The sequence below is a fragment of the Mesorhizobium sp. P170090 genome, from assembly GCF_057786115.1.
In genome coordinates this window covers 3,216,226-3,233,979 of the sequence record NZ_JBYNWH010000001.1, presented here as the reverse complement: position 1 = coordinate 3,233,979, position 17,754 = coordinate 3,216,226, and the positions used below count along the sequence as shown (strand labels likewise).

15 protein-coding genes are annotated in these 17,754 nt (G+C 65.2%); 9 read left to right on the top strand and 6 right to left on the bottom strand.

Annotated features, from left to right (window positions below; genetic code table 11):
• Positions 1-21 precede the first annotated feature (21 nt).
• The 3 genes from AC3EML_RS15415 (at position 22) to AC3EML_RS15405 (ending at position 4,373) form a co-directional block, all read left to right on the top strand.
• Positions 22-1,257, top strand: coding sequence for an ROK family protein (locus AC3EML_RS15415; RefSeq protein ID WP_352521027.1), 1,236 nt, complete (start codon positions 22-24; stop codon positions 1,255-1,257).
• A 243-nt stretch (positions 1,258-1,500) separates the two neighbouring features.
• Positions 1,501-4,050, top strand: coding sequence for a caspase family protein (locus tag AC3EML_RS15410; protein ID WP_352521028.1), 2,550 nt, complete (start codon positions 1,501-1,503; stop codon positions 4,048-4,050).
• 14 nt (positions 4,051-4,064) lie between these two features.
• Complete coding sequence (locus AC3EML_RS15405) at positions 4,065-4,373, top strand: hypothetical protein (protein WP_352521029.1); 309 nt, start codon at positions 4,065-4,067, stop codon at positions 4,371-4,373.
• A gap of 24 nt (positions 4,374-4,397) precedes the next feature.
• On the opposite strand, the gene AC3EML_RS15400 is transcribed toward AC3EML_RS15405, so the two are convergent.
• Entirely contained in the window at positions 4,398-4,760 is a 363-nt protein-coding gene (locus tag AC3EML_RS15400; protein ID WP_352521031.1) for a hypothetical protein, read from the bottom strand.
• A 134-nt stretch (positions 4,761-4,894) separates the two neighbouring features.
• On the opposite strand from AC3EML_RS15400, the gene AC3EML_RS15395 reads away from it, so the two are divergent.
• Entirely contained in the window at positions 4,895-6,991 is a 2,097-nt protein-coding gene (locus AC3EML_RS15395) for an alpha/beta fold hydrolase (RefSeq protein ID WP_031195131.1), read from the top strand.
• 9 nt (positions 6,992-7,000) lie between these two features.
• On the opposite strand, the gene AC3EML_RS15390 is transcribed toward AC3EML_RS15395, so the two are convergent.
• Positions 7,001-7,618, bottom strand: a complete 618-nt coding sequence (locus AC3EML_RS15390; protein ID WP_032897510.1) for a TetR/AcrR family transcriptional regulator — start codon at positions 7,616-7,618, stop codon at positions 7,001-7,003.
• 460 nt (positions 7,619-8,078) lie between these two features.
• Here AC3EML_RS15390 and AC3EML_RS15385 point away from each other — a divergent pair, with 460 nt between their 5' ends.
• Genes AC3EML_RS15385 through AC3EML_RS15375 form a run of 3 tightly spaced genes read left to right on the top strand, consistent with a single transcriptional unit; the run spans position 8,079 to position 11,850 of the window.
• Positions 8,079-8,573 carry a (2Fe-2S)-binding protein gene (locus AC3EML_RS15385; protein WP_352521032.1) on the top strand — a complete coding sequence of 165 codons (495 nt, stop codon included), beginning with the start codon at positions 8,079-8,081 and terminating at the stop codon, positions 8,571-8,573.
• Positions 8,570-9,553: an FAD binding domain-containing protein gene (locus AC3EML_RS15380; protein WP_352521033.1), complete on the top strand. Its 984-nt coding sequence runs from the start codon at positions 8,570-8,572 to the stop codon at positions 9,551-9,553. Before AC3EML_RS15385 ends, AC3EML_RS15380 begins: the two co-directional genes overlap by 4 nt.
• Positions 9,550-11,850, top strand: coding sequence for a xanthine dehydrogenase family protein molybdopterin-binding subunit (locus tag AC3EML_RS15375; protein WP_352521034.1), 2,301 nt, complete (start codon positions 9,550-9,552; stop codon positions 11,848-11,850). The genes AC3EML_RS15380 and AC3EML_RS15375 overlap by 4 nt, the downstream gene beginning before the upstream one ends.
• Positions 11,851-12,033: 183 nt before the next feature.
• On the opposite strand, the gene AC3EML_RS15370 is transcribed toward AC3EML_RS15375, so the two are convergent.
• Positions 12,034-13,044: a zinc-dependent alcohol dehydrogenase family protein gene (locus AC3EML_RS15370; protein WP_352521035.1), complete on the bottom strand. Its 1,011-nt coding sequence runs from the start codon at positions 13,042-13,044 to the stop codon at positions 12,034-12,036.
• A gap of 106 nt (positions 13,045-13,150) precedes the next feature.
• Between AC3EML_RS15370 and AC3EML_RS15365 the strand changes: the two genes are divergently transcribed.
• Positions 13,151-14,098 (top strand): LysR family transcriptional regulator, encoded by a 948-nt coding sequence (locus AC3EML_RS15365; protein WP_023688979.1) that lies wholly within the window; start codon positions 13,151-13,153, stop codon positions 14,096-14,098.
• 95 nt (positions 14,099-14,193) lie between these two features.
• The gene (locus AC3EML_RS15360) at positions 14,194-14,694 is read left to right on the top strand and encodes a hypothetical protein (protein ID WP_352521036.1); all 501 of its coding nucleotides are present in this window, start codon (positions 14,194-14,196) and stop codon (positions 14,692-14,694) included.
• A gap of 140 nt (positions 14,695-14,834) precedes the next feature.
• On the opposite strand, the gene AC3EML_RS15355 is transcribed toward AC3EML_RS15360, so the two are convergent.
• Genes AC3EML_RS15355 through AC3EML_RS15345 form a run of 3 tightly spaced genes read right to left on the bottom strand, consistent with a single transcriptional unit; the run spans position 14,835 to position 17,595 of the window.
• Positions 14,835-15,725, bottom strand: a complete 891-nt coding sequence (locus AC3EML_RS15355; protein WP_023824452.1) for a ribokinase — start codon at positions 15,723-15,725, stop codon at positions 14,835-14,837.
• Positions 15,722-16,597: a MurR/RpiR family transcriptional regulator gene (locus AC3EML_RS15350; protein ID WP_023824451.1), complete on the bottom strand. Its 876-nt coding sequence runs from the start codon at positions 16,595-16,597 to the stop codon at positions 15,722-15,724. The genes AC3EML_RS15355 and AC3EML_RS15350 overlap by 4 nt, the downstream gene beginning before the upstream one ends.
• Positions 16,594-17,595 (bottom strand): sugar phosphate isomerase/epimerase family protein, encoded by a 1,002-nt coding sequence (locus tag AC3EML_RS15345; protein ID WP_023805590.1) that lies wholly within the window; start codon positions 17,593-17,595, stop codon positions 16,594-16,596. The genes AC3EML_RS15350 and AC3EML_RS15345 overlap by 4 nt, the downstream gene beginning before the upstream one ends.
• Positions 17,596-17,754: the final 159 nt, after the last annotated feature.

Sequence of the window (17,754 nt, the reverse complement as noted above, 5' to 3'; positions counted from 1 at the left end):
CCTCCTTGCGCAGGGGAAAGCGTGACCGGCACCAGCTTCTTCAGTCTCGAAAAGATCGCCGAGGGCCGCAGCGGCGGAACCACGCAGGCCGAGAGCCGCATCTACAACGAACGCCTGATCGTCTCGCTGATCCGCCGGCACGGCCAGCTGGCCAAGACCGATTTGACGCGGCTGACCGGGCTGGCCGCGCAAACCATTACCACCATCGTCAACCGCGCCGCCGACAACAAGCTGCTGCTGCGCCTGGAGCCTCTGCGCGGACGGCTGGGGCAACCCTCGGTTCCCTATGCGTTGAACCCGAAAGCCGCCTATGCCTTCGGCCTCAAGGTCGACCATCGCAGCGCCGACGTCGCCCTGGTCAATTTCGTCGGCGACGTGATGGCGTTCGAACGCACACTGTTCGACTATCCGACGCCCGTCGAGGTGATGAAATTCGCCAAGGGCGCCATCGCGCGCATGTGCCGCAAGCACAGATCGATAGAGCAAGACCGCATCGCGGGTCTTGGCATCGCCTCGCCATTCCATCAGTGGAACCTGAGCGAAGAGGGCGCGGTGCCGGCGAGCAGGCTGGATGCCTGGAGGGAAATCGACATTCGCGCCGAACTGGACCGGGCGTTCGACTGGCCGGTGTTCCTCTACAACGACGCCACGGTGTCGGCCGCGGCCGAACTGATGTTTGGCGCCGGCGGATCGCGCGCCGACTTTCTCTATGCCTATGTCGGGCACTTCATCGGCGGCGGCCTGGTGCTCGATCATCACTTGTTCCCCGGCCGCAACAAGCTGGCCGGGGCGCTGGGCGACATGCCGGTGCCCGCGCCGGGGCGCAAGGGCGACCGGATGACCCCGCTGCGGCGCGTCGCTTCGCTGCATTCGCTGGCCGGCAAGCTCAACGACCAGGACAATGGGGACGAGGGCGCCGGCCGCATCTGGTCGTCGCCCGACGACTGGGGCGACCTTGGAGAGCCGCTCACCGCGTGGATCGATGAGGTTTCGGACGGGCTTGCCTATGCCGCCCGCAGTGCCGTTGCCTTGCTCGACATCGACAATGTGGTGATCGATGGCGCCATACCCAATGGCGTGCGCAAGGAGATCGCCAAGGCCATGCGCAGAAAGCTGGCACGGATCCTTGTCGATCGCCCCGAGCCGTTCTCCGTCATCGAGGGGACGTTTGGCCATCTCGGCCCCGTCATCGGCGGCGCCAGCATTCCGCTGCTGGTGAAATATTCGAACGACAAGGAATTGCTCTTCAAGGAATAGGCGCGCAGCCGCCGGCACCAGGCATTTCCCCAAAACAGCGAACTGTGAGACTTGTCACATACCTGCTCGTGAAGCGCGTGCTACTTGCACTCTGCGGTTGGTCAACGCCGAAAGAAATCGCCTGCCATGGTCTGGCGGTGACGGGCCTTTCACTTTATGCTGTGGCAGGTTGCATATCTCAACGGACCTTGATGCCGCAAGCGGTGTTCTCGTCGGCGTCAGGCCGCGACCAGGAGTTTTGTCATGCTCCGACTTTGCGGATTTATCGCGGCCTTCATCCTTGCCGGCCTCACAAGCTTCGAGGCCTTCGCCGATCGAAGGGTCGCGCTCGTCATCGGCAATTCCGATTATCGCGACATCCCGGCGCTGAAGAACCCGGCCAAGGATGCCCAGGACGTATCGGCCACGTTCCGGCTGGCCGGCTTCGAGGTTTTCGTCGCCGAGAACCTCACCAAGCAGCAGTTCGAAGGCCAGTTCCGGGACTATCTGGCCGCCGCCGACGGCGCCGATCTCGCCGTCGTCTACTATTCCGGGCACGGCTTTCAGATCGGCGGCGAGAATTTCCTGATACCCGTCGACGCCTCGTTGAAGAAGGCGGCCGACATCGAGGTCCAGGCCATCAAGCTCAACGACGTGCTGGAGCAGCTGCGCTCGAAGTCGAAGATCCAGGTGATCATCCTCGATGCCTGCCGCAACAACCCCTTCCCGCGCAACAATTACTGGCTGCGCGACCAGCTTGTCACCGCCGGCAATACCGGGCTGGCGCAGGTGCGAAGCTCGCTCAACACGCTGATTGCCTTCGCCACCGAACCAGGCGCGGTCGCCTATGACGGCAGCGGCGACCTCAGCCCGTTTTCATCGGCCTTTTCGCGGCGCGCGCTGGCGCCGAACCAGGAGATCCGCACGGTCATGTCGGCGGTGCGCCGCGATGTCGTGCAGGCCACCAACGGCATGCAGGTGCCCTGGGAAAATTCCTCGCTGATCGATGACGTGGTGCTGGTGCGCCGCAACAACCGGCCTTCGCTGCCGCCAGTGCTGGAGAAGGTAGTGCTCTCGGGGGTCGGTCCTGTCGCTCTCGGCCTGCCGGAGCCGGTCGATGTCGATGGCGGCGCTATCAGCGTCAGCATCGAACGTCCGCCGGCAATGGGCCGTCTGGTGCTGGACGGCAAAGACGTCGCGGTGGGCGAACCGATCGCCGGCAAGGACCTGCCGCGCCTGCAAATGGATGTCCCCAAAGGCGCCGCCACGCAGGACGAGGTGGATATGCTGGCCTATGCCACGCATGACAATTGGGGCGGCGGGAGCCAGGGCATACTCGTGTTCCGCGTCAAGAGCGGCGAAGGTGCGGCGGGTCAGCAGATCATGGCTTCTCTCGAGGCCGAGCAGAAGCAGCAGGTGCTGGATCGCGGCATCCACATCACCGGGGCTGCCGAAGCGATCGAGAACCGCAAGCTTGATATTCCCGTCGGCGTCGGCCCGGTCGCGCTCAATCTGGATTTCCCCACCGACGATCCGGCGGTCAGCCTGAAGGTCACGGGGTATCCGGCAACGGGAACGCTGTCATTGCCTGATCGAACCTTGTCGCCGCAATCCAGCCTTCTGGCCGGTGAAGTCGACCATCTCCGTTACGAGCCGCAGATCGGCGCCGGCGCGCCGGTCGAGGTCGGCTTCGAAATCCGGGCCGACAGCAGCTCGGCCAAGCCGGCGACGATGAAGCTGTCGCCGACGGTCGATGCCTGCGATACCGCCGCCGGCGAGCCTCTCGACCTGCAAGGGGTGGTGCCCGGCCTGCTGCCGAACGAGATCGGCGCCGGTGCGGTGGCAGCCTGCGAGGCGGCCGTGAAAACCTATCCAGACGTCGCCCGCTTCCACTACGAGCTCGGCCGCGCCCTGCTTGCGGCAGGCCAGGTTAGAGAGGCCAGGACAGCCATCGAGGACGCCGCCAAGAAAGGCCATGTGCGCGCCGTCTTCGAACTCGGCTATCTCAACGCAACCGGAACCGGAACGACCATAGACCGCACCCAGGCCAACGCTCTCTACAAGGCTGCCGCCGACAAGGGCGATCCTTACGGCATGACCTCGTGGGGACGCGCGCTGTTCAATGGTTATGGCGTCAACCGCGATACGGCCAAGGGCCTCGACCTGCTGCTCAAGGCGGCGGCCATGGGGCACACCTATGCCATGAACGATCTTGCCGCCATCTTCACCGAGGGCCGCAATGGCGTGCCTGCCGATCCGGCCCGCGCCGTCGCCTTCCTGCAAGCGGGGGTGCAGCGCCAGGACATGTATTCGATGAACCTGCTCGGCCGCAATTACCTCGCCGGCCAGGGCATCGACAAGGATCCGAAGACGGCGCAGGCGCTGTTCCAGCAGGCCACCGATCTTGGCCAGCCCTACGCTCCGGGCAGCCTCGCCCGCATGTACAGGGATGGCGCCGGTGTGCGTCAGGACCCGGCGGAAGCGCAAAGGCTGTTCGAACTGGCGACCACGCGCGGCGATCCGTCGAGCGCCTATGATCGCGCGGCGCTTGAAATGGCGAAAGGCGACAAGGCCGATCAGGCTGTCGCGGTGCGCTTCCTGGCATTCGCCGTCGCGCTCGATCTGCGCAAGGAGCTGCCGGACGCCAAAAAGGGCCTGGCGCAGTTCGGCACCAAGCCGAAAACGGCAGCTTTGGACGCCCTGCGTCAGGAGCTCAAGTCGAAGATCCCCCCATCCGGTTCGCTGGACACGCAACTGGTCAATGCGGCCCGGGGGGTCTGGGAAGAGGCTAATCCGCGTCGGGATTTGTTCTGAACAATAAGGAGGCCATGGTGGGCAAGGCATTCAAGCAGACATTCATCGGGCAGGCATTCATCGGGATAATTCTATCCGGCGTTCTGGCCGGGCTCATGGGCTGCACCTCGGTGTCGCCGATGTTTGAGCCGGCATCGCCGGTGAAACATCGCAAGGTGGTTCGCGCAGCACCCCAGCCAAAGGTGGTCAGATTCAAGAAGGCGGCCACCGGCAAAGTGATCAAGCCGGCCGAGGAGATCCCGCAAAAGCCGCCCGTGATTCCTTCTCTCGGCGGCAGCGGAAGCGGCGGTGGGGCTGGCGGCGGCGGCGGCGGTTGGGGATGAGATCGTCGACCAAGGGCGCTGCACTCAGCGGCCCCAAAGGGTCTTGCTAAGATCCGCATGAGCCTTGGACAACGTCAAGCCGAAATCGTCCATCCCTGTCGCGGCATCGGGTGGCCAGCGGACAATTCGGCGCAGCGCTGCACGGAAAAGGCAGCGGACGAACGCTGCCAGTGCAGAGGCCACGACCGCCGCCGGATCGAGTCTGCGAGCCGCCAATGCCCGATGGGCCTGTTGTGTTTCGAGATAGCGGGCCAGCGCAACATCGTGACGCGATGGTGCGCCAAGCTCCTGCCGGTCGCGCCCGGGGTCGTCATGCCAGATGGGCCACTCGGTCGGGCCAGGGTGATGCACGGTATCCTCCTGCGAAAAGAGATCCAGTGCGAACAATCTCCTCAAGCGCCGTGAGCAACGCGTGGGAACCTGCGTGATGGAATCGTGAAAAGCGCCTCGGCGGCGGAATAAGTGTTGAAATGGACCGAGCTTGAGCGGATCGTCGTCGCGCTGTGACCGTGGCGGATCCGATGACCGGACCTTATCTTCACCTGCTGGGTGGTTTCGACTTTGCCGGCGTCGGGGCCACGGTTCCAGCCATCAGCCGCAAGGCGCGTGCGATGGTCGCCTATCTCGCGCTGCAGTCGGGGCATTCGCAGTCGCGCGAGAAGCTGGCGACCCTGCTCTGGGGCATCAACAGCGAGGCGCAGGCGCGAATGAGCCTGCGGCAAGCGGTATCGTCTGTCAGGAAGGCCATGCAGACGTGCGGCGGCGGCCGCTTCCTCACCGATGGCAACAGCGTCGCTCTGCATCTCGACGGCCTTGATTTCGACGTCGCGCGGTTCGAGGCGCTGGTCGCCAGCCCGGCACCCGAAGACCTCGAACTGGCGCTCAATGTCTACCGCGGCGACCTGCTCGACGGCTTCGGCCTGAAGGAGGAGCCATTCGAGGACTGGCTGAGGATCGAACGCGAGCGGCTGCGGGCACTGGCCGTCGCGGCGCTCGACAGGCTCGTCGCGCATTATGCAGCGACGAACGATCCTGCCGCATGCGTGCGCGCGGCGGCGCGCCTGCTGGCCATGGACCCGTTGAGGGAGGATGTCCACCGTGCCCTGATGCGCGCCTATGCGGCGCAAGGCAGGACCAATCTCGCGCTGAAGCAATATGAGCACTGCCGCACCGCGCTTCTACGCGATCTCAAGCTGCAGCCGGAGCCGGAGACGCGGCAATTGTTCGAGACGCTGCGCACACGCCGCACAATGGCGCCGGCACGGCCACCCACGACTGATGCGGATGACGCTACCGGCTTCAGCCACGAACTCGCAGCCCCCCCGACCCACTATGTCAAATCGGCCGGGATCAACATCGCGTATCAGGTGACCGGCGACGGTCCGGTCGACCTGATCCATGTGCCGGGATGGGTCTCCAACCTCGACCACGCCTGGGGCTCGCCGCGGCTTTCGCATGTGCACCGGCGGCTCGGCACTTTCTCGCGCCTAATCCGCATGGACAAGCGCGGCACCGGGCTCTCGGACCGCAATGTCGGTCTGCCGACCCTGGAAGAGCGGATGGAAGATGTGCGGGCAGTGCTGGATGCGGTTGGCTCGAAGCGCACGGTGCTTTTCGGCAGCTCCGAGGGCGGCCCGATGTGCATGCTGTTCGCGGCGACCTATCCCGAGCGCACAGCGGCACTCGTGCTCAATGGGGCCTACGCCCGCGGCAGGTGGTCACAAGACTATCCGTGGGCGAAGACAAGCGAGCAGGTGGAAGAGGATCTGGCGATCGTCGAGAAAGAATGGGGAGCGGCGGCGGATATGAGCAACGCGGCGCCCAGTCTGATGAGCGACACGTTCGAGACAGAATGGTTCGCCGCCTATCTCAGGAATTCTGCCTCGCCCGCCGACGCGATCGCCCTGTGGCGCTGGGGAGCCGAAATCGATGTTCGCGACATTCTGCCTGCTGTCCATGTTCCGACACTGATCATGCAGACGACTGGCGACGGCTGGGTGAAGCGGGAAGAAGGACGTTACCTGGCGACGCACATCGAGGGCGCCCGATACATTGAGTTCGCCGGCCGCGACCACGTCATCTGGGGCGAGAATTCCGATCGGATCGTCGACGAGATCCAGGCTTTCGTCACCGGCGCCTTGCCGGCGGCCCCAGGCGAACGGCTGCTTGTGTCGGTGCTGTCCCTCGATATGACGGGCTCGCCTTTCGGCATCGACCCGGCCGAGCGGCACGCCGAAGCGCTCCGTGGCGAACTCCTCGCGGCCGAAGGCAGAGAGATCAGCCGATCGGACGGCAAGGTGCTCGCGGTGTTCCAGCGGCCAACGCGGTCGATCCAGTGCGCGATCGCCATCCGCGATCGCTTGCGGCAATCCGGTGTCGAGGTCCGCTCGGCGGTGCATATCGGCGAGTGCGAGCAGCGGGGCCATCAATTTTCAGGCGCGGCGATCGAACTGTCATCGCGTCTGCTTGACCATGCGCGGCCGGGCGAAATCATTGCATCAAGGACGGTGCGCGATCTCGTGGTCGGCTCCGGCCTGCGGTTCGAGGAGCGTGGCGAAATGGCGGCAAGCGGGCTGCCCGGCGCGTTTCGGTTCTATGCGGTCGATGGTTCGGCTTGAGCCGCTAGGTCACCTCTTCCCAGCCCCGAACCGCAGCCCGTCCATCAGCAGCGATACCAGCCGGCGCGAGCGGTCGCGCCAGTCCTTGGTGTCGGGGGCCGAGTAGATGCCGCCGAGTGCATGCAGCACATCGGAGGCATCGATGTCGCTGCGGATCGAACCTTCGGCCACTGCCGCCTCAACCAGTTGCCGCAAGGCCAACGACACCCGGCCAGACATGTCGGAGAACACGGCGGAATTGGTGTTGAACAGGATGCGCAGGCTGGCCGCCAGGCCACGCTTGGTGGCGATGTAGTCGACGAAGCGCTGCATCCATTGCTCCAGCGCCACATCGGCCGAATGGTGGCTGGCGAGGTCATCGGCAGCCGCGCAGAGCGCCTCGACTTCACGCCGATAGACCACTTCGACCAGATGCTCGCGGGTTGGAAAATGCCGGTAGAGCGTGCCGATACCGACGCCCGCCTGGCGCGCGATCTCCTCCAGCGAGGCATCGACGCCGTGCTCGGCAAAGGCCGCTGCCGCGACCTCGACCAGCCGGTCGCGGTTGCGCTGCGCATCGGCGCGCAGCGGCCTTGGCGCTGCGGCTTCGCGCTTCTCGTCGGCAATTGCTTGCGACTGCTCGGTCAATTTTTTCTCCACTGTCGATATATGGGGGCTTGAACCCAAAGGGGTAAGCCCCCAATTGGATAAACGGAGGCACCTCCGTTTTAGTGGAGCAGCCTCATCATATAATCAGGGGAGCCGGTATGTCACGTGTTGAGATTGTGAAGACTGAAGCATCCCCTGCCGGCTGGAGAGTTGGGGCGGCAGAGCTGTCAATCTCCCCCCTCGTGGGGGAGATGTCCGGCAGGACAGAGGGGGGCGCTGTCCCGCCAGCCTATCGAGGCCTGACCAACACCCGCTTGGAAAAGGTCTATTTCGACGCATGTAAATCGGGAACGTCGCATTCCTTCGCGCCCCCCTCTGCCCTGCTGGGCATCTCCCCCACAAGGGGCGAGATTAGGCGCACCGTCGCCTCTTCCCTTTTCCTCTCCCACTCGGACGCCATTTCAATCCCCTAGCGTCAAGCAACTGGAGCCAGACGCCCATGACCGACCAAACCAAATCCACCACTATCCCAATCCGTCTCACCATCAACGGACACAGTCACGAACTGCAGGTCGAGCCGCGCGTCACGCTGCTCGATGCATTGCGTGATCGCCTCGACCTGACCGGCACCAAGAAGGGTTGCGACCAGGGCCAGTGCGGCGCCTGCACGGTGCATGTCGACGGCCAGCGCGTGCTGTCCTGCCTGACGCTTGCAGCACAGGTCGAAGGCCGCGAGATCACCACCATCGAAGGGTTGGCCGGCGACGACGGCACGCTCAACGCGGTTCAGACTGCTTTCCTCGACCAGGATGCTTTCCAGTGCGGTTACTGCACGCCGGGACAGATCATGTCGGCGGTGGCGTGCATCCGCGAGGGCCATGCCGGCTCGGATGACGAGATCCGCGAATACATGGCCGGCAATCTGTGCCGCTGCGGCGCCTATCCGCATATCGCTGCCGCCGTGCGCCAGGCGGCACTGGAGGTGGCGTCATGAGGGATTTTTCCTACGTTCGCGCCGATAGCATCGATGCCGCACGCCAAGCTGCCGCCCTGCCCGGGGCCATGCTGCTTGCCGGCGGCACGACGCTGGTCGATCTCGCCAAATGCGGCGTTGCCGAACCCGACAGCCTTGTCGACATCACCCATCTCAAAGGGCTCGACGCCATCAAGGTCGACGCCGGCAGTGCCATGATAGGCGCGCTGGCCAAGATGAGCCACGTCGCCGACCATGCCGAGATCAAGAGCCGCTTTCCTGCGGTCTCCGAAGCGCTGTGGCAGGCGGCTTCCGCGCAACTGCGCAACATGGCGACCATCGGCGGCAATCTGATGCAGCGCACGCGCTGCCCCTATTTCCGCGATCCCGCGAATTTTTCCGCCTGCAACAAGCGCTCGCCCGGCACCGGCTGCTCGGCGATCGGCGGCGTCACCCGCGGCCATGCCGTGCTCGGCACCAGCAACGCCTGCATCGCCATGTATCCCGGTGACCTCGCCACCGCGCTGGTCGCCTTCGACGCCGTGGTTCATCTTGGCGAACGCCAGGTTGCCGTCGACGACTTCTTTCTCCTGCCCGGCGCCACGCCCGACAGGGAACATGCCATGCAACCGGGCGAGATGATCACGGCCATCAGCATCCCGGCTTCAGCCGCCGCCCGGCAGTCGACCTATCTCAAGGTTCGCGACCGGCAGTCCTATGAGTTCGCCGCTGCAAGCGCCGCAGTCGGCATCGACTTCGAAGCCGATGGCCGCACCATTCGCGACCTGCGCGTCGCGCTGGGCGGCGTCGCGACGAAGCCGTGGCGGGCGCACGCCGTGGAAGCGGCGTTGAAGGGCAAGGTGCTCAGCGAAGACAGGGTGCGGGCAGCCAGCTTGCTCGCCATGGAAGGGGCGATCGACCACGGCGCCAACCACTACAAGATCGAACTGGCGCCGCGCGTCGTTGCCCGCGCCATCCTCAAGACGGGAGCCATGTCATGACCATTCACGACCCGAGGACACGGCACGGCGACGCTTCGGACGGCACTGCCGATCAGGTTGGCGGGCGGCTGTCGCGCGTCGACGGCCCGGCCAAGATTACCGGTGCGGCAAAATACGCCGTCGAGCAGCAGCTCGACGGGCTAACCTACGGCGTTCTGGTCGAAAGCACGATCGCGTCAGGCAAGGTGCGCTCGATCGACACGTCAGCCGCCGAGGCGGCACCTGGTGTGCTCAAGGTGCTGACGCCGGACACCATCATGCCGCTGAAGACTGCATCGGACTGGTTCGGCACACCGCCGCCGGACAAGCCCTACTGCCCGCTGGCGCGCGATATCACCTTTTCGGGCCAGCATGTCGCCGCGGTCATCGCGGAGACCTTCGAGCAGGCCGTTGCGGCCGCAGCCCTGGTCAAGGTCAGCTATGACGAGACGCCGGCCATCGTCGACCTCAGCGACGCCAAGGCGGGCGACGGCATTCCGATCGCCGCCATGACCAAGGAATGGGGCGATGCGCAGGCCGCTTTCGCCGCTGCCCCGGTGCGCGTCTGCGGCGCCTATAACACGCCGCGCGAATACCAGGCGCCGATGGAGCCGCATGGCCTCATCGCCCGCTGGGAGGGCGACCGGCTGACCGTGTGGGAACCGAGCCAGTGGCTCGACGGCATGGCCCGCACCTATGCCGAATGGTTCGGCGTGCCGTTCGAAAATGTACGGCTGGTCTCGCCCTATATCGGTGGCGGCTTCGGCTCCAAGGCGCTGGCGCTCGGCCACGGCGCGGTAGCGGCTGCCGCAGCCAAGATGCTGGGACGGCCCGTGAGGGTGGTCATGACTCGGCCGCAGACTTTTACCGGCTATGGCGGCCGCGCCGCGACCCGCCAGACGGTGACGATCGGCGCCGACCGTGACGGAAAAATCCAGTCGATCGTGCATCGCGGCGTCAATGAAACGTCGATCGACGGCATGTGGGTCGAGCCTTTGGGCGTGGTCACCTCGATCATGTATGCGACGCCCAACTTCTCCTCGAAGCAGAATGTCGTGCGGGTGAATTCGGTGGTGCCTGGCGCCATGCGCGCGCCGGGCGAAAACCCTAGCGCCTTCGGCATCGAAAGCGCCATTGACGAGCTCGCCTACGAGGTCGGCATCGATCCGCTGGAGATCCGGCTGAGGAATTACGCCGAGCAGGATCCGCACGCAAAAAAGGCTTGGTCGACGCGGCAGTTGCGCGAGGCTTTCGCGGCTGGCGCCGAACGCTTCGGCTGGGCCCAGCGCACGCCCAAACCGCGTTCGATGCGCGACGGCAACCAGCTGATCGGCTGGGGCGTCGCCGCCGGCACCTATCCGGTACGGCGCGCTTACGGCGAGGCCATCGTGCGTATCCTTGCCAACGGCTCGGTCGAGGTCGAAAGCTCCTCGATCGACATGGGCCAGGGCACCTACACGATCCTGGCGCAGACAGCGGCCGAAACGGTCGGCGTGGCGGCCGACCATGTCGTGGTGAAGCTCGGTGATTCCCGGTATCCCCGCGCCGGCGTGGCCGGCGGGTCGCGGCTGGCCGGCGTGATGACGGGCGCGGTCTACAAGGCAGCGACATCGGCACTCGACCAGCTGGTTGGTCTGGCGATCAGCGATTCGCGCTCGCCCTTCCACGCGCTGCAGGCCAACACGCTGGTCATCGCCAATGGCCGCATCAGGTCGCCGCGCGGCGACGGTCCCGATGTCTCGATTGCCGACCTGCTGGCCAGCGTCGGCCGCGACCGCATCGAGGCCACCGGCGACACCATGCCGGCGAACTCGACCGCCGAGGATCGCTACAAGAACTACACCACCATCGCGGCGGCGCTGCCGCACACCGAGGGCGATTACTCGCGCCACTCCTGGTGCGCGCATTTCATCGAGGTGCGCGTCGACGAGGATTTCGGCACGGTGCGCGTGTCGCGCGTGGTATCGGCGCTGGATTCGGGCCGGCTCTACAACCCCAAGCTGGCCGAAAGCCAGTGGAAGGGCGGCATCATCATGGGCATCGGCCAGGCGCTGCTGGAAGAAGGCATTGTCGACCGCAGGCATGGCCGCATCGTCAACAACAATCTCGGCGACTATCTGGTGCCGACCAATGCCGACATCCCCGATATCGAGGTCATCTCGGTCGGCATTCCCGACCTGCACTCTTCGGTGCTCGGCGGCAAGGGTGTCGGCGAACTGGCCATCGTCGGCGTAGCGCCAGCGATCGCCAATGCGGTGTTCCATGCGACGGGAAAAAGAGTGCGGGATTTGCCGATCACGCTGGAGAAGTTGATCTAGGAAGCGGCGTGCGTAATCTCCCCCCTTGAGGGGGAGATGTCGCCGAAGGCGACAGAGGGGGTCGCCTCTCGTAGAGCGCCAACCTCCTTCCGCCGCAGTAGGTCGAGCCCGGTCGGACCACCCCCTCTGCCCTGCCGGGCATCTCCCCCTCAAGGGGGGAGATTGGCAGCTCGCGCGCCTCGGCTACCAGTCGAGCTTGAACGCAAGTTTGCCGAAATGCTGCCCGCCCGCCGACATGTGCGCGTAGGCTTCGGCCGCCTGCTCCTGGCTGAACACCTTGTCGACGACCGGGTCGATGCGGGCGGCGGCGATGGCGCGGACGGCGGCGCGAAGGTCAGATACCGACCCGGTGTTGTTGCCGACCACCTTCAGCGCCTTGATGATGATCGGCAGCAGGTCGACCGTGGCCTCGGCGCCGGTGACGAAACCGATGGTGAACAGCGTGCCGCCAGCCGCGGTGGCGTTGACGGCGCGGGCGAAGGTGGCGGTGCCGGCGGTCTCGACGACGAGGTCGGCGCCGAGGCCGCCGGTCAGTTCCAGCACCTTGCCGTCCCAGTCGGGCGTTGCGCGGTAGTTGATGAGATGATCGGCGCCGAGTGCCTTCGCCCGCTCCAGCTTCTCGTCCGACGAAGAAGTGATGATGACGGTTGCGCCGGCGGCTTTCGCCAGCTGAAGGGTGAAGATGGAGACGCCGCCGGTGCCGAGCAGCACGACGACCGAGCCCGGCCCGACATCGGCGGCGCGGACGGCGTTCCAGGCGGTGGTCGCGGCGATCGGCAGGGTCGACGCCGCCTCGAAAGAGAGACGAGCCGGTACCGGCACGAGCGAGTTGGCCGGCAGCGCGACATATTCGGCGAGCGACCCCGGCAGCGAAATTCCGCGCATCTGCGTCATCTCGTTAGGCCGGGGCGGACCGCCGATCCAGCGCGGCTTGGCATGGGCAACGACGCGATCGCCGACGGCGAAATCCGTAACGCCCTCCCCCAGCGCGACGATCTCGCCGGCGCCGTCGGCGACGGGAATGAGCGGAAAGCCGGGCACGCGATAATTGCCGCTGACCACCGCCACATCGACGAAATTCAGGCTCGCGGCGCGCTGGCGGATCAGCACTTCGCCGCGCTGCGGTTCAGGCGTGGCAATGGTGGTGGCGCGAAAGGCGTCCAGCTTGGCGGCGGTCAGTTCGATGGCTTTCATGGCTCACGCATTCCTGTTTAAGGGGTCAATCGTCAGGATTGAGTGAAGCTATCTGCTGCGCTACAAGCAGATAATCTGGAATTTTTACATTTGAATCCTGTGCTTTATGCAGCAATCACACGACCCCGCCAGCCTTGCCGAAATGGCCGCCTTTGCGGCCATCACGGAAGCGCGCTCCTTCACCAAGGCAGCGTTGCGCGTCGGGCGCGACTCGACGGTTCTGTCACGCCGCCTGCAATCGCTGGAGGAGCGGCTCGGCGTGCGGCTGCTGCACCGGACCACCCGAAGCGTGTCGTTGACGGAGGCCGGAGCGGAGTTCCTGGTGCGTGTCCGCGCCATCCTGGCCTCGGTAGACGAAGCTGAGGCTGCTGCTTCCGCGCATGCCAGCGGGGCTCCGCGGGGCTTGCTGCGGCTGGCGATGCCGGGAACCTTTGGCCGTATGTGGATCGGGCCGCTGCTGCCGCAATTTCTAGCGACGTTCCCGGATGTCCGCATCGAGGCCGAGTTCTCCAACCGGTTCGTCGATCTCGTTGCAGAGAACTTCGATGTCGCCGTCCGTCTCGGCGCGCTGGAGGACTCGCGCCTGGTGGCGCGCAAGATCGCGACACGGCGGCGGTTGCTGTGCGCTGCTCCCTCCTACCTCGCCCGCCGGGGCACGCCGGAAGCGCCGGAAGCGCTCACAGAACACGCCTGCCTCGGCTTCTCCGGCTTCCAGACCTTTCCAACCTGGGAGATGACCGACAGTTCGGGACGCCGCGTCAACGTCGACGTCTCGGGGCCGATGGTGTGCGACGATGCCGAGGTGCTGGTCGAAGCCGCGGTGCAAGGCCTCGGCCTGATGATGAGCACCGACTGGCTTGTCGGACGCGAACTCGCCGACGGACGGCTGGTGCCGGTGCTGGCGGACTGGACGCTGGCCGACGAAGGCGCGGTCTATGTCGTCATGCCCTCGGCCAAGGGACAAGCCGCCAAGACACGCGCCTTCGCCGAGTGGATCGGCAAGCGCTTCGCGCCGGAGCCGCCCTGGACGTCGAGGCCGGTCTCAAAGGCTTGATCAATGGGGCGCGCCGGGGGCTAAGACGGCATATGCCGCTGTCACCAGGCCTTTTGTCCTGTATGATCTCGTTGAATGTAGCTTGGGAGGGGATCATGCAAAGTGCATTGGCGAAGTTCATGATGGCAGGTTCCGTTCTGGCCGCGCTGCAAGCCGCGCAGCCGGCTTTTGCCGCATCCTGCAACTGGAGCGCCAAGATGGAAGAAGACGAAGGCGGCAGCGTGCTGACGGCTTCGGTGTGCGGCGGACCGAAGGCCGATGCGCATCTGATGCTCGTCTGTTTCGACAAGCCGGTGCTGAGCTACGATCTGGGTGCGGCCGGCCAGCAGCTGGAACCCCGCATCAGCGCTTCCTTCACCTTCAAGGGCGGTGACAAGAGCGTGACCAAAAAGCTCGACCTCGAGGCCATGTATAATTACTTCACGGCTGAGCTGAGCAAAGACGATCCACTGCTCGGCCTGTTGCGCGGCAAGGGCGACGTCACGGTTACGGCCGACAAATATGGCGAGAACAGCTTTCCGCTGACGGGCTCGAGCGCTGCGATCGGTAAGGTGCTGGCGCAGTGCGGCAAAAGTTCGGCCGGCGAAGCGGACTGAAGCTCCCTACTTTCGACCACGCAGCTTGGTCCCGCGCCTCCATCAGGGCAAAGCCAAGCAGGTTCTCGCCGCGCCCGGTTTGCCGTTTCGCTCATCGACGGGGGCACGGGTTTGGAGGCGGCAATATGCGGCCTGAGTTTTCAACGCGAGCTGCGCTTTCCCTCCGGTGTCGCCACCAGCGAGGCGGCGGCGGCATTGGCCGTGGCGATCGCCGCTTCCATCGGATGGCCACGGGCGAGGCCTGCCGCGAAGGCGCCGACGAATTCGTCGCCGGCGCCATGGGTGCTGACGACCTTGACCGGGACGGCCGCCAGTGCGAAGGCCGCGCCGGTCCGGTCGCAATAGGCGACACCTTCGCCGCCGGCGGTGACGATCGCCGAGGGGTAGGCATCGATCAGCCGCCGCGCGGCTTCGGTTGCGCCGGCGAGCGTATCGACAACCGGAACGCCGGCCAAAAATTCCGCTTCGATGGCGTTGACGATGACGATGTCTATCAGCGCGGTCAATTCGGCCGACAGTGTTCGCGCCGGTGCGGCGTTGAGCACGACGCGGCCGCCGGATGCCTTCACCGCGCGCGCGGCAGCGATGTTTGCGGCGTCGGGCACTTCGTTTTGCAGCAACAGCACTGCCGTCTGTACCACCACCTCCCTTGCTGCCACGACGTCATCATCGTCCAGCGTGAGATTGCTGCCGGAGACGATCACCGCACCATAGTCGCCATCGCTGTCGAAGATCGCCACGCTCATGCCGGAGCCTGCGCCTGCCGCCACGCGCACGAAGCGGCGATCGAGGCCAGCGCGATCGAGATTGGCCAGCAGCGCCGTGCCGAAATCGTCGTCGCCGACGGCGCCGATCATCGCCGCGCGCACGCCGGCGCGTGCCGCCGAGACCGCCTGGTTGCCGCCCTTGCCGCCGCATTTCGGCTGCCAGGCATGGCCGGTCACAGTCTCGCCCTTGCGCGGACGGTCGGGCGCGTCGACCATGATGTCGTAGTGCAGGCTGCCGAAGACGGTGACCAGCGGAACCGTCATGTGCCCCGGTCTTTTCGTTTCGAGGTGACCGCCGACATGGTGCGGCCGAGATTGCGCTCCGCCGCCTGGTAGTCGCGCTGCGCCACCGCCACGAACAGCGCGTCGAGGATGTTGAGCTGCGCGATGCGCGCCGCTGCGTTTTCGCCCATCAGCGGCGATCCCTGCGCCGTCGAGCACAGCACGATGTCGGCAATCCGGGCCAGCGGCGAGTTGTCGTAGTTGGTGATGGCCAGTGTGCGGGCGCCGCTCTTGCGGGCAAGATGGATGGCGTCGATGACGGCCGACGTGTTGCCGGAATGCGAGAAGCCGACGGCGATGTCGTCGGCGCCGAGCAGCGAGGCCGACATCAGCATCATGTGCGAGTCATCATAGACAGACGCGCGGATGCCGATGCGCAGGAATTTGTGCGAGACGTCGCGGGCGATCTGGGCGGAGCCGCCGACGCCATAAAAATCGCGGTTCCTGGCGCGGTAGAGCAGATCGGCGGCACGGTCGAAATCGTCCATGTCGAGGATCGCGAGCGTCTCCTCCAGCGCCTGGATCGAGGTGCGGAACACTTTCTGCACGATCTCGGCCGAGCTGTCGTCGACCGACAGTTCCTGGTGCATCTCGGCGGTCGGGAGGCGGCTGTATTCATAGACGGCGGTGCGGAAGTCGCGGTAGCCGGAGAAGCCGAGTTTCTTGGCGATCTTGACCACCATCGCCTCCGACACGCTGGCCTCCTCGGCGATCTGCTTCAGCGGAATGGTCTGGTCGAAACCGCGCCGGCCGAAGACGGTTTCCACCACCTTGGCCTCAAGCGGGGTGAGATGCGGCATCATCATGCGGATGCGCGGCCCGACGGCTTTCAGATCGAGATTGCTCAACGTCATCCACGTCCCCTCGTCTCCGGCCCGAGCATGGCTTCCTGGACGATAGCCTGCGACGTCACGGCGTCCTGACTGTCCATGGCGGCGGACAGGCGGTTATCCTTCTCCAGCCGGTCGACAACGCGCAGCAGGCGCTTGACGGTGGCGATGTTGACTTCGCATTCGCGCACCGGATCGAGCCCGGTCATGTCGGGGAAGGTGTCGAAGTAGATGGCGCCGGCGTAGCCGTCGCGGCGGATCTGGCGCAGCAGTTCGATGGTCTGCAGCGTGTGCACCGCGCCGACCATCAGGCCGTCGTCGCGCTTGGCATAGCCATCGTTGAGATGGACGCCGAGCAGCTTGCTGTGGCGAGCGATCAGCGCCGCGGCGAAGGCCGGCTGTTCGTCGGCATAGAGCACATGGGCGAAATCGAGCGTGACGCCGAGATTGGGTAGGCCGACCTCGCGGATCGCCAGCAAGGTGGTCGCCGCATCCGGCATCAGCGAGTAGGAGCGCGGTTCGTTAGGCTTGTACTCCAGGCTGATCTGGCAGCCGGGATCATGCGCGGCAACTTCACGAATCCCCTCGATTTCGTGCTGCCAGAGCGTCGCATAGTCAGTTTGAAATGCATAGTCGAAGCCATCCTGGCCCAGCCACAGCGTCATCAGACTGGCGCCGGCCGCGCGCACCGCATCGATACCGGCCTTGGTCAAGTCGATGGCTTCGCGGCGCACCGCCGGGTCCGGATTGGTGAAGGCGCCGAGCTTGAAGGCCGGATTGGAGTAGTAACGCATGGCAAAGCCATTGATGGAAAGCCCGAAATCGCCGAGCTTTCGGGCGATTTCAGCCGGCTTTTCACTGACATGATCGGGGAAATTAAGATCAAGATCGGTCAACCCGTCGACCTTGGCCGCGCGAGTGGCCATCTGCAGCATGGACGGCTTGCCGGTGAGATCAGGCCATTCGGCTTGCGGCCGCGAGGCGAAGGAATTCAGGCGGGTGGCGAAGCGACTGTTTGTCATGATCGACCTTTCAGTGATTTACTTCACATAAATACGAGTATTTGTAAAGTTATCATTTGCGAGGCGGTTTGTAGCGCGCAACATCCTGCTTGGCCGAGATCTTCGGCTGCGCCTCTGCATCCATGCCGGGAGTTTCGAGTCCCGCAACGGTGCGGATGC